Origin of the sequence: Methylomonas montana (assembly GCF_030490285.1) — a bacterium.
Classification (GTDB): Bacteria; Pseudomonadota; Gammaproteobacteria; order Methylococcales; family Methylomonadaceae; genus Methylomonas; species Methylomonas montana.
In genome coordinates this window covers 1,507,050-1,523,112 of record NZ_CP129884.1, presented here as the reverse complement: position 1 = coordinate 1,523,112, position 16,063 = coordinate 1,507,050, and the positions used below count along the sequence as shown (strand labels likewise).

Sequence of the window (16,063 nt, the reverse complement as noted above, 5' to 3'; positions counted from 1 at the left end):
ACGACAACCTCCGCAGGAGAGGGCTTGCTGTGTTTTGCGCTGAATGATTGCAGATTTTCAAGCAAACAACGGTGGGCTTCGGGGTATCTGGTTAGTGGTTTTTGGCGGCCGGGTTACCGTCATTAAGCCGAAAGGATTCGGCACCCGCTGACCAGATACCCCGAAGCCCACGTGCCAAGCAGCACTTATTTTTGGAGAACTCGATGTTTCAGCCATTTACCCGGCACCAGTCGCCTAAACTCGGACTGGCACTTGCCTTATGCTTAGGCTTTAGCTCGGCAACGGCCAGCGAACTGGACCCCAAGGCGATTTCGATCAAATTGCCCGAGCAGATCAACTGGGTGGCCAACCCCAGCGGTTCGGAAAGCGCGGTACTGGTCGGCGATCCGGCCAAGCCCGGTCTATATGTGGTGTTGAACAAATGGAAGGCCCATCACAATAGCAAGCCGCATTCGCATCCTAACGACCGTTTTATCACGGTGATTTCCGGCACCTGGTGGGTCGGCACTGGCACCGACTATGATCCGGAGCACTTGAAACCGGTACCGGCAGGCAGTTTCGTCACTCACTACGGCAACGAAATTCACTACGACGGCGCCAAGGACGAAGACACGATCTTGCAGATTGTCGGCATAGGTCCGGCGACCTCGACGCCGGCAAAATAAGCGCTAGGATGCCTACCCACTGGCATCCTCTCAATTAGCTTGAGCCAAAGACCACTTCGGCATTTTGTATATTCGATCGGCACGATTTATGTTGTCCAATGTCTTCATCCGCATGCATGACAGTCAATCTAAGCACTGATCTTTTCCATCACGGGGTATTTCCATGATCTTGGTCGACATTCCCGGCTTTCAAAATCTTGAACTCGCCCATCTAGTCTGCGATTACAACGGCACCTTGGCGCTGGACGGTGAACTGCTGCCTGGCGTGGCGGACCTACTCGCCAGCCTTGCGCCCACGATAAAAATTCATATCATTACTGCCGACACCTTCGGACTGGCCCACGTTCAGCTAGCCGATTTACCGATAGAGCTGATCATCACCCCAACCGAATCCCAAGCTAAAACCAAGTTGCAATTCGTGACCGATCTGGGGGCCGAAACTGTCGTCGCCATCGGCAACGGCCGCAACGACAGGAAGATGTTGAAGGCCGCCGCGATAGGCATCGCCTTGATACAACGCGAGGGCGGATCGGCGCAATCCATCGCCAACGCCGATCTGGTCTGCACCAACATTGTCGACGCACTCGATCTGCTGCGAAATCCCAAGCGTTTGATTGCTACCTTGCGTTCCTGACCTGCTTGGCAATCGCATCGAACTCGTTTTGGTTTCGTCCGGCGATTAACTCAATCCATGCAGACACCCGAAATAACCGTCAGGCACGCGTTGCCAAGCGATGCCGAATCCACCGAGGCATTGTAAAGCGGCTTGTCAGCAATCCGGCCGCAACAGTATTGTAATGACCAAACAATAGCGTACTATGCGCATCCATCCGGGCTACACCGCTAAGCAATATGAGGTAAAACCATGGAAGCAGCAGAAACGTATCGACAGCAAGGATTTCTAGTCGTCAAATCGCTGTTCAGCAACCAGGAAATTGAGGCATTGACGAAAATCGTCGACCGGATTCATCGGCAATGGCTTAATGAAAACCATGCCATTTATATCGCACAGCGGCTGGTCAATATGCATTCTTTGACCAATTCTCACTATTTCGCGCATCATCCGTCTGAAAGGCTAAGGTTCTTTCAAGCCCTTGCCTCGGATCGTCTCACGAAGCTGTTGGCTAAGCTGTTTGGCGATGACATTTATTTTCATAACACACAGCTTTTCTTCAACCCCTACCAAAACAGTCGCCTGCCCTATTGGCACCGGGATTTGCAATACAGCCCGCTTAGCGACGCCGAGTTACAAGCCGAGCAGCCCAATATGCTGTCTCTGCATATTCGGATTCCGCTGCTGCCGGAAACAGGCGTCGAACTGATACCAGGCACGCACCAACGCTGGGATACCGATCTGGAACGAGACGTGCGGCTGGAATTGAACGGCCACAAAAACAGCGAGGCGCTAGCGGACGCTTTGTTAATCGGTCTGGAACCGGGCGATATTTTGATTTTCGACGCGCAAATGCTGCACCGGGGCAATTACCAGCTAAATCCCGCCAGAAAAGCCCTGGATCTTTGTGTCGGCAAACCGCACCGCTATACATTGCCGTTTCTGGATGCCGGCAATCTGCCGACCTCCGCCGAACTGAACGCCATAGACAACCAGCAATGGTACAAACGAGCCCGCGCTATGCTGATAGAACCCCGATGAAACCAGACTGCATTGATTATCCGATATGAGTCAGCCAGCGGCCCATCACGACTTTGATACTCGGGTCAGTTTGATATTCCAAGAACTGGGTATTCCGGAAGACTTGCCCGCGGCCAGAAACTTGATCCCGTGGCCTGAGCCTCTGACATTAATCTCCGCGGAAATATCGGATAAGGGCAGAGCCTTTCAGTTAACGCCCAAAGCCACCGTGGCTTGGCAGACTCTCAAAACCGCAGCGGCGGCCGATAGTGTCGGGTTGTTGATGGTTTCGGCATTTCGTAGCGTGGAATATCAAGCGACCATCATTCGGCGCAAACTCGAAAAAGGGCTGAGTATCGAGCAGATTCTCACCATCAATGCCCCACCCGGCTACAGCGAGCATCACAGCGGCTGCGCGATCGACATCGGCAGCCCGGATTGTCCGGATCTCGGCGAGAAATTTGAAAACACCGATGCCTATCGCTGGCTGTCGGCCAATGCCGAACGCTTCGGCCTGTTCTTGTCGTTCCCGAGAGATAACGGTTACGGATACGTTTACGAACCCTGGCATTGGCGTTATCACGGCGATGGCCACCCATAAAACGGATCGGCCGGGAAACGACCGATAAATTATACTGAACGCATTTCAATTTTGGGCGGCGCTGCCGGTAAAACCATGAGACATCCGGAATTTCCTTTAATCGACGACTTGATCTACCTCAACCACGCCGCCGTGGCGCCCTGGCCGAAACGCACCAGCGCGGCGGTCATCCAATTTGCCGAGCAAAACTGCCGTTACGGCTCGCATTACTATCTGGATTGGCTAAAAAAGGAAACCGAGATTCGCGGCCAATTGCAAGCCCTGATCAATGCGCCCTCGGCCGACGATATTGCGCTGGTCAAAAACACTTCGGAAGCTCTGTCTTTTGTCGCTTACGGCTTACCGTGGCAAGCCGGCGACAATATCGTCTCCAGCAACGAAGAATTTCCATCCAACCGCCTGCCCTGGCAATCGTTAGCCGAGCGCGGCGTGGAGTTTCGGCAAGCCGATCTGTCCAGCGCCGCCACACCTGAGGATGCCTTATTTGCGTTAGTGGACAGCCACACCCGCTTATTGACCATCAGCTCTATCCAGTTTGCGTCCGGTTTACGGATGGACCTGGAGCGAATCGGCGAGTTTTGCCAGCAACGCGGCATCCTGTTTTGTATCGACGCGATCCAGAGCCTGGGCGCGGTGCAATTCGACGTGCAGGCTTACCATGCCGATTTCGTGATGGCCGACGGCCACAAATGGATGTTCGGCCCGGAGGGTCTGGGGGTGTTTTACACCACGCCGGCGGCGCGCGATCAATTGAAACTGACGCAATACGGCTGGCACATGATGAAAGACACTCATAATTACGAAAACCGGCCCTGGGAGATCCACCCCGGCGCCCGCCGTTTCGAATGCGGCAGCCCGAATATGCTGGGCATCCATGCCTTGTCGGCCAGCCTGTCCTTGCTGCTGGAAACCGGCATGGCTACCGTTGAAAAGCTGGTGCTGGAGCGTAGCGACTATTTGAAAAACGCTATTGCCGAGCATGAACAACTGGTTTTGCTGTCTGGGCCCAGCCCTTTGAAATCCGGCATCGTCACCTTCAAGCATAAATCGCTCAGCAACGACGCGCTATACAGACACTTGCAACAACACCGCGTGGTCTGCGCGCCGCGCGGCGGCGGCATCCGTTTCTCGCCGCATTTTTACAACACTTTCGAGGAAATCGACCGGGCGCTAGCATTGGCTGCGGCGTTGTCTATCTAAAAACCGATTGCGACGCATCCATTCGGCAATGTCCAACCAGGATGCGTTTCGGATTTTGCTTGGCCTGGAATCAGCTTATCGAGCAGAATACAGCGGCTTCCAATATTAGGAAGCGGGCGCGATTTTTAGTGTAGAAGCTAACCGCTGCCAATTAGGCATCTGAAACTTCGATGCCTTCGTCCAATCGCCACAGTATTAGTCAGTTCATCAAAACACGGGCTATCATGGCTGATCAATGAGCTGAAAACCCACTCAGGAAAACCCTATGGCTAGACTGTTCCTTCTGACATTGGCCTACTTCATCACCGGCTGGCTTGGGTTGAAATTGCCTTTTGTCGGTACGCATATCACCCTGATCTGGCTACCGACAGGCATAGCGGTTGCCGGCTTGTTTCGCTGGGGCTGGCGTGCCTGGCCGAGCATCTATTGCGGCGCGTTTCTGGTCAATCTGTCCATTGGCTCCTCTTGGCCCCTGGCCGCCGCCATCGCAGTGGGAAACACCCTGGGGCCGCTTTTGTCCGTAGCCTGGCTCAAACGCGTTAGCTTCCATCCAAGCTTCGATCGCCAAAAAGATGTTGGCTCGCTAGTCGTGGCGGCCGGTGCCGGCATGACGCTTTCTGCTTTAGGCGGGGTGGCGAGTATTCATCTCAGCGGCGTACTGCCTTGGGAAGCCATGGGCTCCGCCATGCTTTCTTGGTGGTTGGGCGACACCATCGGCGTGCTACTGGCCGCACCGTTTTTACTCACCATCACTTGGGAAAACCTGGGACAGCTAAACCGCGTCCGCAAAGAATTATTATTCTGGCTACTGGCAGCGGGTATCGTCGCCTGGTTTTCGCTGATGCACGTTTATGAAGGGATAGGCCGTTCGTTGCCGCTGGCGTTTCTAACCATACCCTTGCTCACTTGGGCGGGGCTGCGTTTTGGCAATACCGGCGCAACCCTGGCCGGATTGGGTTTTTCGATATTCGCCGCTTGGACGGCCGCGATCGGAAAAGGTGTTTTCATGGTTTCCGATGTCCATATCAGTCTGTTACTGCTATGGATTTATATGGCAACCACCGTCCTGACCGGCTTGCTGATCACCGCGTTACAGGCTGAAAGACTCAAGATTGAAAGGGAGCTGCGCGTCAGCACCGAAAACTTGAATGAGGCGCAGCGTATCGCCCATATCGGTAGCTGGAAACTCGATCTGTCGAACAACGCACTGAGCTGGAGCGATGAGATTTTTCGTTTGTTTGAGATCGATCCCAATCGCTTTGCCGCCACTTACGACGGCTTCCTGAATGCCGTTCATCCTGACGACCGGGACGCGGTAAACCGGGCTTACGCAGACTCGCTCAAAAACCATACATCCTACGAGATCACCCACCGGCTGCTGATGAGCGACGGCCGCATCAAGTGGGTGCATGAACGTTGCCAAACAGACTTCGATACCCAAGGTAAACCGCTACGATCCCTGGGAACGGCGCAAGACATCACCAGCCTTAAGCTTGCGGAGGAATCGTTAAGAAAGCTTTCTCTGGCCGTCGAGCAAAGTCCCAATTCAATCTTAATTACCGATCTTCACGCCAATATCGAATTTGCCAATGAAGCATTTTTTAAAACAACCGGCTATGACCATACCGAAGCAATTGGGCAAAATCCGAGGATTTTGAAATCCGATAAGACCCCCAAGCAAACCTTTACGGATATGTGGGCGGCATTGAGTCAAGGAAAATCCTGGAAAGGCGAGTTTATCAATCGGCGCAAAAACGGCAGTGAATATATCCAATCAGCGTTGATCTCTCCATTACATCAGTCGGATGGACGCATCACGCATTATCTTGCCACACAAGAAGATATTACCGACCGTAAGCGCGCTGAGAATGCGTTGCATGAATCGCACCAGCAAATGTATTCGCTGCTCAATTCGATGGCGGAAGGCGCTTATGGGGTCGATACCGCGGGAAATTGTAAATTTGTGAATCAGTCATTTTTGCGAATTCTGGGCTACGATCATGCCGACGAAGTCATAGGCAAATCGATTCATGCGCTGATTCATCATTCGCATCCCGACGGCAGTCATTATCCCGCCGCCGAATGTCGGATGTCTGCCGCCTATCTGCACAATGAAAAAGTCCACGTTACCGATGAAGTATTCTGGCGCAAGGACGGCGTTGCAGTAGCGGTGGAATACTGGTCGCAACCTATCATTATCGACGAAGCGCTCATCGGTGCCATAGCCACTTTCATTGACATTAGAGAGCGCAAGCAAGCGGAAGAATCGCTGCGGCATTACCAAGATCACCTCGAAGATCTGGTACAACAGCGGACCACCGAACTGATATTGGCGCGTGACGCGGCAGATGAGGCAAACAAAGCCAAGAGCGTGTTTCTGGCCAATATGAGCCACGAATTGCGCACGCCGATGAACGCAATTCTCGGCTTCGCACAGCTGCTTGAGCGAGACGGGCGCATCCCGGACGACCTGCGGTGTAACATCCGCACTATCAATAAAAGCGGTCAGCACCTGTTAGCCCTGATCAATGACGTGCTGGAAATTTCCCGTATCGAGGCAGGCCATAGCCAGTTGACCCTGGCGCCTTTTGATTTGTCGGCCACCCTGATCACGATCAAGGAGATGATCCAAGTCCGTACCGAAACCAAGAGTTTGGCCTTTATCATGCAGTGCCCTACTGACCTGCCGGCTTATGTGCAAGGAGACGCTCATCGCCTGCGTCAGGTGTTGCTGAATTTATTAGGCAACGCGGTTAAATACACCGAGCAAGGCGAAGTGCGTCTTAGCGTTGCCGTCCAGCCCAATCAGAACATTCGTTTCGAGGTGAGCGACACCGGCCACGGTATCGCGATGGCCGAACAAGAGCGTATTTTTCAGGCCTTTTACCAGACCGATGCCAACCTTACCAAGGGTGAAGGCACCGGCTTGGGACTGGCCATCAGCCGGGAATTCGTGCGCATGATGGGCGGAGACATGACGGTGCAGAGCGCGCCGGGCCATGGCAGTCGCTTTAGCTTCACGCTGCCGCTGCCCGCTACCGAGGTCAAACCCGTCGAAATCGGCGCTACCCGGATTCTTGGGCTGGCAACCGGGCAGCCCGCCCCTCGCATACTCGTCGCCGAGGACCATCCCGACAATCAGCAAGTCATAGAGCAATTGTTGCAACAGATCGGTGCCGAGCTATGTATCGCCGCCAACGGCCGGGAGGCCGTCGAACGGTTTCAAAGCTGGCACCCGCAATTAATCCTGATGGATATGCGTATGCCGGAAATGGACGGTTATCAAGCGACCCGGAAGATTCGGGCGTTGCCAGGCGGCGACAAACTCCCTATCCTCGCGCTGACGGCTTCCGCTTTCGAGGAAGACCGGGGCCAAGTGTTAGCAGCCGGTTGCGACGACATGCTGCGCAAGCCGGTCGACGCTGAATGCCTGTTTGAACTGATCGGCCGAATCCTGGACCTGAAATTTGAATATGCCACCGAAAAAACCGAAACGCCGCCGGCGAGTGCCACCCTAACGCTTGCGGCCCTGCCAACCGAATTGCGCCAGGAACTACTGGAAGCCGTCATGACCCTGGATATCGAAGCGAGCCAAGCCGTTGTCGAACGCTTACGTGCCGAATATCCGGCCGAGGCCGATCTGGTCAGTCGGCTCATCGAAGGCTACCGCTTCGACAGCCTGATATCGCTCTGTGAATGAAAATTTGGCTTGCGGTGCTGGAGAAATACGATGAGTACTCGAATTACTTCAGTACGGTAGCGGTCACGCTATTGCCTTTACCCCAATACTCAAGGCGGTCGAAACTGAAACTCTTCGACATCGCAATCCCACGGCCGTGTAGGTCAAATGCCCGTTCCGGCTCGAATTCCAGATAGCGCCGCCAATCGAAACCCGGCCCCTGATCGGTGATGGTAACCGTAAACGCTTGATCGCTGTTTTCCAGCGCAACTTCCACGCGACGCGCCGCATATTGCGGCGATGCCAGGCGACTTTCAATTTCCTCAAGCCAGCACCCGGCGGCAAGCAAGCGACTTTTTTCGCCATAACCGATCTCCAGATTACCGTGCTCGACCGCATTGATCAGCAATTCGGAATAACCGGTTATGGTACGGGATGCGTTTTGACTGGCGCTAGCCAACAACAGCGCCAATCCCTTGGCTTCCGCCAAGCTGCGGTAGACGAATTCGCCGCGCCGAATCAAACCGTGGCTGCTTTCCTGGCGGCTAACGATTTCGCGCAATTCCTCCTTGCGGCGACGATCTTCCAAGGCATTGGTGATCACCGCATCCAATATCTGCGGAGCGGCCGGTTTAATCAGATAATAAAAGGCGCCTGCCGCCAAGCCTTCCGCCACCTCTTCGGGATGATGGTCGCCCGTCAGCATCACCACCGGCAATTTTGCTAAGCCCGGATCGCTTTTGAGTTGTTTCAACAATGTAATGCCATCCATTCTTGGCATGTTCTTGTCCAACAAGACCAAATCGTAACGATTGGGCGCGCTTTGCAGTTTATTCCAGGCCAGCCAGCCATCGTTGGCGATATCGACCTGATAACCAAGTTGGAGCAGTCCGGATTCCATCACCGAACAGATAAAATCGTCATCGTCGACGAGTAATAGTCTAGTCATCTGCCTGCCGCTCCCTTGGCGTCCGCTGATGCCATTGCGACACCCATTTGATCAGATCGGCCGCGGGCATGGGCCGGGCAATATAATAACCTTGGGCAAGGTCGCAACCGAGTCGAGCGGCCGTTTGCCAGTCTTGCCAGGTTTCCACGCCTTCGGCGACGATACGCATACCCAGCCGTCGGCCCAAAGTCGCGCTGCATTCCAGAATCGCATAGTTGGTGGGATCTTGCTCGGCGTTATGCACAAACGCCCGATCGATCTTTAGCTCGCTGAAGGGCATGCTGTTCAACTTTTCCATATTGGAATAAGCGGTACCGAAGTCGTCGATAGAAAGCTCGATACGCTTTAAACATAGCCGCGAAAGCACATCCAGCGAGGTTATGGCATCGCCCATCACACAACTTTCCGTGATCTCCAGCAATAACCGATCCAAAGGCATGTCCATCTCGGCAGCGGCATTCGTGACCCAGTCAGGAAAGTCCAACCTCGACAGGCAATTCATGGAGACATTCACGCAAACCCGCAAGTCCAGCCCGGCATCGCGTAAACGACGCCACTCCAGAATGGATTGCGTAATCATGAAATTGGTCAAAGGCGTGATCAGGTCGTAGGCTTCGGCAACCGGAATGAAAGCGTCGGGTCCTATCAAACCATGCTGCGGATGTCGCCATCTCGCCAACGCCTCGATGCCGGTAACCTGTCTGGAGCCTAGTGCGACCTGTGGCTGAAACACCGGAAAAAAGGCATTGCTCTGTAAACCCGCCAACACCTCGCCCGCCGTCAGGGGAAACAGAGGGCGATTCAGAATGATCCCTTCTGGCGCCATTTGCAGCAGCAGATTGGCCAGATCCTGCTTGGCAACGGGTTTACGCAACGCCCCCAGAACACGCAATTGATGGGCATGTCCCAATTTTTCCACCATTTGCAGCACACGCTCGTCCTCGCCGCTGAAAAAAACCACGCCGCCGACATAATGATGGGACGCCAGCTGCCGGATGAATTCGACCCCATCCATACCGGGCATATTGAGATCGCAGATGACCACCAGCTGCGGATCATCCATGTCCAGATCCCGCAATGCCACCTCGGCCTCAGTAAAAGTGCGCACACGCTGTATGCCCATATTGAAGAGCATGCCGCGCAGCACCTCCAGCATGAAATCATCGTCGTCTAAGACAAGTGCGTGAATATGATGCACGGTCAAATCACCCGAATTCGGTTACTGTCAGTCTGGCGCAGCACCATGGCGTTGGAGATGTTCTTTAAAGGCAGCATAAGCCGCACTGATCTGGTTTGCATAATTGCATAGTAGTGTAACTTGATTTTGACGTCCAGCCTGCTCGATCTGCTGACAGAGCTCGCCTAGCGCCATGGCGCCTACGCTTCTGGCCGCCGATTTCAGCTTATGCGCCAGATCCGCGATAAGTCCCGCTTCACCCTCATCGGCTAAAATTAACAGCGTGGATATTTGCTTGTCGGCATTGATTTGGAATTTATCCAGTAAGCGCCGATGCAATTGCGGCTGCTCTCCGACGAGTTGCGCCAACATCTTTGCATCCCAAATCGGCAGCGCGTTACTATCGGGATTCTCGACTGCGGCCGATGCTGGCGCCTGCTTATCATTTCCCTGCGGCAAATAACGTACCATCATGGCGCCCAGTTCATTCAGCCGTAGCGGCTTGGTCAGGTATCCGTCGATACCGTACGCCAAACAACGTTCCTCCTCGCCTTTCATCGCATTGGCGGTCACCACCACAATGGGAAAATGCGCGCCGTCAGGCTCCGCCGAGCGGATCGCGGCCGTCAATTGAAAGCCGTCCATTTTCGGCATATGGCAATCAGTCAACAACATGGCATAGCGGCCACTGCGCCAATGTTTCAGCGCCGTCTCCCCATCGGCAACAGCGACCGAGGCGTAACCCAATAAGCGTAATTGCTGCTGTATCACATCACGATTGATCTCGTTGTCTTCGGCGAGAAGCACCAATTTACCGGTCGCCGTGGCTTCATCCACGGTCGGCACCTGAATGCGCGGGCGATGCCGACGTTCGCTTTGATCTACCGCACTTTTGATGGAAAGTTTGCCGGCGGCTATGGCCACACTTTGTATCAAATCGTGATAGAGAAGAGGATAAGCGCGAACCAAAGGACTGCTGATATCGCTACCATCCATACCGGTCCATCGACCTAGCTGCACCCAAGGCAAGTCAAGAAATTCAGCGTTTTTCGCCGCCCGAGACATCAGACTAAAATCCAATAGCAATACCGACCAGCCGCCACTCTGTAGTACATACCGATGCGCCTGCTCCAGATCGTCTACCACCATCACTTCGGCCCCAGCGCTAACCAAGTAACTTTGCAGGACTTCGGCACACATCACATCGTTGACGACAGCCAACACCCGAACACCGGACAAATTGATGACGTCCGGCAAAGCATGGCCGGGGGAAGCCATTTTGAGCGGCAATATGACGCTGAACTCGGTCGCCACATTCGGGGTACTTTCCACACCGATAGTGCCATGCATCATTTCCACTAGCCGTTTGGTGATGCTAAGCCCAAGGCCGGTGCCACCAAAACGACGAGTGGTGGTGTTGTCGGCTTGGGTAAAGGGAACGAAGAGATGCTCCATCGCTTTGCTTCTGATGCCAATACCATTGTCGGCCACCACGATTTTAAAGGCCGCTGTCCCCTCTTGCGTCTGGGCGGGTGCTATTCGCAACACGACTCGCCCGCGGCGCTCGGGCACATTAGCCGTAAATTTTATGGCATTGCCCAGTAAATTAAACATGATCTGCCGCAAGCGCAAAGGATCGGACACGATCCATAACGGCAACTCGGGCGCCACAAACAGGTGAAAGTCGATCTCCTTGGCGCTGGCAGGCGGAATCAGCAAGCGAACTACGCTTTCCGCCACTTCATAGACGCAGGTGGGTACCGATTCCAAGATCAGTTTTCCGGCCTCAATTTTAGAAAAATCCAGTATCTCGTCCAGAATGCCCAGCAAGGCCAGCGACGAATCGCGTATGGTCCTGACCATGCGCCGCTGCTCTTGTGTCAACGAGGTTTCCTGCAATATATCCGTCATGCCCACCACGCCGTTCATCGGCGTGCGCAATTCATGACTCATGTTGGCAAGAAATTTCGACTTGGCGACATTAGCCGCCACGGCTTGTTCAGCTTGTTTGACATGCGTTAGATCGGAAAAGACACCGACAAAATGGGTGATTTCTCCCTCATCATCGGTCACGGCGCTAATGTTGAGCCACTTGGGATAGACATAGCCATCCTTATGTCTGTCGCGGAGTTCGCCGGCCCAATGCTTATCGCGCAGCAAAATCCGCCACATATCCCGATAAAATTCCGCCTCCTCCAGACCCGATTTCAAAAACCTCGGATCCTTGCCTATCACCTCTGCTTCACTGTACCCGGTGATTTTGCTGAAAGCCTGATTCACCCGTAAGATGCGATTATGCCTATCCGTGACCAACACGCCCTCTTGCACTTCGAAAACGGTAGCCGCAATACGTAAATCACGTTCGGATTGAGTCCGTTCGGTCACGTCATTGACGTTAGCCTGAACATACGTCCTGTCTTCGTCTTGAAAGGGATTTAACGACAACTCGATCGGAAAATGGCTACCATCCTTGCGTCGTCCCTGTAAAAGCCCCCGCGACCATAAAAAACGCGGTGTGGGATGATCCATATACTCCTCACGCAGTTTGGCGTGTACGCCACATGTATCACCGCCCACTAATATCTCGACCTTCTGGCCGAGCAGTTCGCCTTGCAGATAGCCGAACATGCGATCGAGCGCAGGATTGGTCATAAAAATCACCCCATCCGCATCGGCCAGCAAAATACCGTGACTGATATTTTCCACCAAGTGGCGCTGCCGCCGCTGTTCAAGCCGCAGCTCTCTGCGAGAAATGACTTCGCGTAATGCGCGATGCAGGGAAGGCACCAGTCGCCCTAAATCGTCTTTCAAAACAAAATCGGCCACCCCGGTCTTCAGCATATCGACAGCCTTGGCCTCGCCAATCGTGCCGGAGACCATGATGATGGGCAGATCCGGAAACCGTGCAATCACATCGATTAGTACTGCTTCGATATCCATGCCGGGCACGTTGTAGTCCGACAGCAAGATGTCCCAAACACCATTTGCCAGCACCTGCTCAAGCGCTGGCTGGCTATCGACGCAGCTACAGTCTGCTTCCACGCCTTGCTGACGCAAGTGGCGTTTCAAAAGCAAAAAGTCCGCCGGCGTATCTTCGATCATCAGCACCCGCAATCGCCGGTTCATAAACCATTCTCCTCGTCTAAATCCATCGTCGCGGCTTGGGCCGCTAACCAATGCTGCCCCATTCGGGCGATCATTTCTGCAAAGGCGTGGAAGTCGAGCGGTTTACAGACATAACTATTGGCGCCATTCGCGTATGCTTTTTGCCGGTCGCGCTCTTCGTCAGACGATGTCAGCACGCATACCGGTAACAAATGAGTAAGCGGATTAGCTCGCAGCCGCGCCAGAACCTCAAGTCCGCCAACCCGCGGCAGGCTGAGATCGAGAAAAACCACGCTTGGCAAGGTCTGTGCGCGACCGCCGAACTCGCCTTCGCATAGCAAGTAATCGAGCGCCTGCTGACCGTCGCGCACCACATCCAGCGTGCAATCGAGGTCCGTGCGCTTTAGGGCGCGCAGAATCAACATCTCATCCTGCCGGTTATCCTCCACGATCAATATCGATTTGGCCATCAGGCTACCTCCTCCTGGGGAGCCTCGGGCGCCCGTGGTAATGAGAAGGCGAAGGTGGCGCCTTTGCCCGGTTCGGCAGTCGCGCGCAATTTACCGTGATGACGATTAATGATACGCAGCACGGTGGCCAGCCCGATACCCAGACCGGCAAACTCGTCCTGCCGATGCAGACGTTGAAAGGGTTGATACAGCTTATCGGCGTGGCGCATATCGAAACCGGCGCCGTTGTCGCTGACGCAAATCCAGCACTGGCCGTCCGCCTTCTCGGCATGGACGCGAATCGCCGCATCGACCCTGCCAGCCGTATATTTCCAGGCATTACCCATTAGATTGCGCAGCACATTCTCGATCAGGCGCGGATCGCCCCACGTTTCCAAATCTGGCGCGATCTCCCAGGCCACGTTACGTTCCGGTTCGGCGCGAACGATGTCATGACTGATGCGGAGGGCCATCGCCGACAAATCGATCGCTTCGTTTCTCAGCTCGCCACGCGTACTACGCGACAGCGTCAAAATACCATCGATCAGGTCGCCCATGCGCCGGCTGGCGATATCGATTTCGCTCAGATAGGCGCGTCCCTCGTCGTCCAGGTGCTCGCCGCAATCCTCCAGCAAGGCATGACTGAAGCCGATCATCGCCCGTAACGGCGCCCGTAAGTCATGGCTAACGGCATAAGCAAAACTATCCAGTTCCTCATTGGCAGCGGCAAGCTCCTTGACCCGCTGTTGCAAGGACGCATTCAGGCGATGAATCTGGGCTTCCGCTTGTTTGATTTCACTGATGTCTCGGGCAATCTTGGAGGCACCTATTACCCGTCCCAAGGCGTCTCGCAACGGGCAAATGGTATTGGAGATCACCACCTGACGACCGTCCTTGCATTGTCGGATCGTATCGTAATGGGCGATGGTTTCGCCACGGGCGATCCGGGCCAACAGTGCGCGTTCTTCCTGTTCCTGGCCGGGCGGTACCAATAGCTCGATGGAACGGCCGATAACTTCCTCGGCGCGGTAACCGAACAGCTTTTCCGCCCCCGGATTCCAACTGGTAATGATGCCATCGAGGGTCTTGCTGATGATGGCATCTTCGGTCGAGGTGATAATGGACGCCAGGCGCTTGCTGGCCGCCACCAACTGATTGCGTTCGGTAATATCGACTACCGTCGCCAGCACAAAGGTTTGGCCTTTGCTGACATAGGTACTCAAGCCGACTTCGACCGGAAACTGGCTGCCGTCTCGGCGCTGGCCCAATAACTCACGGCCCGCGCCCATCGCCCGTTTATCGGGGTGACGCATATACTCGACCCGATGCTGGGTATGGCGCTGACGCGCGGCTTCCGGCAATAGAATGTCTATGGATTGATTCATTAACTCTGCGGGCGCATAGTCAAACATATCGGCCAAGGCCGGATTCACCAACACGATATGGCCTTCGCCGTCCGTCACCAGAATGCCGTCGATGCTGGCCTCCACCACATGGCGAAAGCGTTTCTGAGCGTCTATTTGCTGGCTGAGCACCCCGGCCTTGGCCAACGCGGCAGCAGTGGCGATATCGGCCTGTCTTTGCCGGTCCCTTACCTGTATCAGACGACCGATGAGCATGCCGGACACCAGCAATATCAATACCGCTAAGCCGCCAATCGGTGTCCAACTGCGCAGATAAATCGGTGCCAGCATTTGCGCTGGCAAATGTGAAACCACCAGCAGGCGTCGGGACTGCTGAGTTGAAATCACATCTTCCGGCTCGACGGTTTGCCAAGTCCATAAGCCATCGGTCAACTCCACTTGGCCGGATTTCGCATTTGTCATTTGTGCCCATGCCTGTGGAAAACGGCTAGCCAATGTCTCCATGCGCTTAAACATGAAGCCCCATTCATCGGCGGCATTTGGACTCTTCAACCAAAAACCATCCTGATTGAGCAGCATTAAATGGGGATATTTGGCATCGTCTTCGGCCGCAAAGCTCTGCAAAAATGTTTGGGCGGCGACATTGATAATCAGAATGCCGCGCGGCCGATCTTGTTTGTCGTAGACAGGCGTTGCCACGCGCTGCATGGGTTTGTAGGGCAATTCGATCTGACCATTTTCCACATTGAGATCCAGCTGAGAAAAGTAAATATTCCCCTTGCCGATCCGCATAGCTTCTTGGAAATAATAGCGGTCACTCTTATTCTGAAGATCTTGCTCAAGCGCCACGGCCGGATGTCCGGATACATTATTGACCCTCACCCGCTCCATGCCGGTTTCGTCCAGCCAGCGCACTTCATCATAGTCGGTATTGCGGGAAAGCAAGGTCATGAAAGCAGTTGCCATTAAAGCGGCCGCACCCGGTTCACCGCTTTCGATGGCTAGCCGAATGGGTGCTTCCTCGGCAACGGCAAGTAAATGACGCACTGGCCCTTGCAACTGACTATGGAGTCGGCCCGCGCTGATGCCGGTGACCAATTTTTCATTGGCACGAATCAGGCTGAATTCGGCATCAATACGTGCTTGCCCCACAAACCAGGCCGCCGCCGTCGTTAACAGGACCGCAGGAATAAATAGCTGCAGAAATTGGCGCGAAACGAGGGAGCCATATTTAGACACGA

The 16,063-nt window shown here is 54.4% G+C and carries 11 protein-coding genes; 6 read left to right on the top strand and 5 right to left on the bottom strand.

The genetic code is table 11. The annotated features are described in order from the left end of the window. Nucleotides 1-203 precede the first annotated feature (203 nt). The 6 genes from QZJ86_RS07210 (at nt 204) to QZJ86_RS07185 (ending at nt 7,799) form a co-directional block, all read left to right on the top strand. Entirely contained in the window at nt 204-665 is a 462-nt protein-coding gene (locus QZJ86_RS07210; RefSeq protein WP_301937679.1) for a cupin domain-containing protein, read from the top strand. Nucleotides 666-828: 163 nt separating this feature from the next. Next, nucleotides 829-1,299, top strand: coding sequence for an HAD family hydrolase (locus QZJ86_RS07205; protein WP_301937677.1), 471 nt, complete (start codon nt 829-831; stop codon nt 1,297-1,299). Nucleotides 1,300-1,530: 231 nt separating this feature from the next. Continuing rightward, complete coding sequence (locus tag QZJ86_RS07200) at nt 1,531-2,319, top strand: phytanoyl-CoA dioxygenase family protein (RefSeq protein ID WP_301937675.1); 789 nt, start codon at nt 1,531-1,533, stop codon at nt 2,317-2,319. A gap of 25 nt (nt 2,320-2,344) precedes the next feature. Next, complete coding sequence (locus QZJ86_RS07195; protein ID WP_301937673.1) at nt 2,345-2,899, top strand: M15 family metallopeptidase; 555 nt, start codon at nt 2,345-2,347, stop codon at nt 2,897-2,899. Nucleotides 2,900-2,974: 75 nt separating this feature from the next. Beyond that, entirely contained in the window at nt 2,975-4,099 is a 1,125-nt protein-coding gene (locus QZJ86_RS07190) for an aminotransferase class V-fold PLP-dependent enzyme (protein ID WP_301937671.1), read from the top strand. Between the two features lie 265 nt (nt 4,100-4,364). Beyond that, nucleotides 4,365-7,799, top strand: a complete 3,435-nt coding sequence (locus QZJ86_RS07185) for a PAS domain S-box protein (protein ID WP_301937669.1) — start codon at nt 4,365-4,367, stop codon at nt 7,797-7,799. 43 nt (nt 7,800-7,842) lie between these two features. Here the strand turns inward: QZJ86_RS07185 and QZJ86_RS07180 are convergent, their stop codons facing one another. From QZJ86_RS07180 to QZJ86_RS07160, 5 genes are read right to left on the bottom strand one after another with little or no spacing between them, the layout of a single operon-like run. Continuing rightward, the gene (locus tag QZJ86_RS07180; protein WP_301937667.1) at nt 7,843-8,727 is read right to left on the bottom strand and encodes an ATP-binding response regulator; all 885 of its coding nucleotides are present in this window, start codon (nt 8,725-8,727) and stop codon (nt 7,843-7,845) included. Next, nucleotides 8,720-9,925 carry an EAL domain-containing response regulator gene (locus QZJ86_RS07175; RefSeq protein ID WP_301937665.1) on the bottom strand — a complete coding sequence of 402 codons (1,206 nt, stop codon included), beginning with the start codon at nt 9,923-9,925 and terminating at the stop codon, nt 8,720-8,722. Before QZJ86_RS07175 ends, QZJ86_RS07180 begins: the two co-directional genes overlap by 8 nt. Before the next feature lie 27 nt (nt 9,926-9,952). Next, the gene (locus QZJ86_RS07170; protein WP_301937663.1) at nt 9,953-13,030 is read right to left on the bottom strand and encodes a PAS domain S-box protein; all 3,078 of its coding nucleotides are present in this window, start codon (nt 13,028-13,030) and stop codon (nt 9,953-9,955) included. Next, nucleotides 13,027-13,479 (bottom strand): response regulator, encoded by a 453-nt coding sequence (locus QZJ86_RS07165; RefSeq protein ID WP_301937661.1) that lies wholly within the window; start codon nt 13,477-13,479, stop codon nt 13,027-13,029. The genes QZJ86_RS07170 and QZJ86_RS07165 overlap by 4 nt, the downstream gene beginning before the upstream one ends. Next, nucleotides 13,479-16,061, bottom strand: a complete 2,583-nt coding sequence (locus QZJ86_RS07160; RefSeq protein WP_301937659.1) for a sensor histidine kinase — start codon at nt 16,059-16,061, stop codon at nt 13,479-13,481. Before QZJ86_RS07160 ends, QZJ86_RS07165 begins: the two co-directional genes overlap by 1 nt. Nucleotides 16,062-16,063 lie beyond the last annotated feature (2 nt).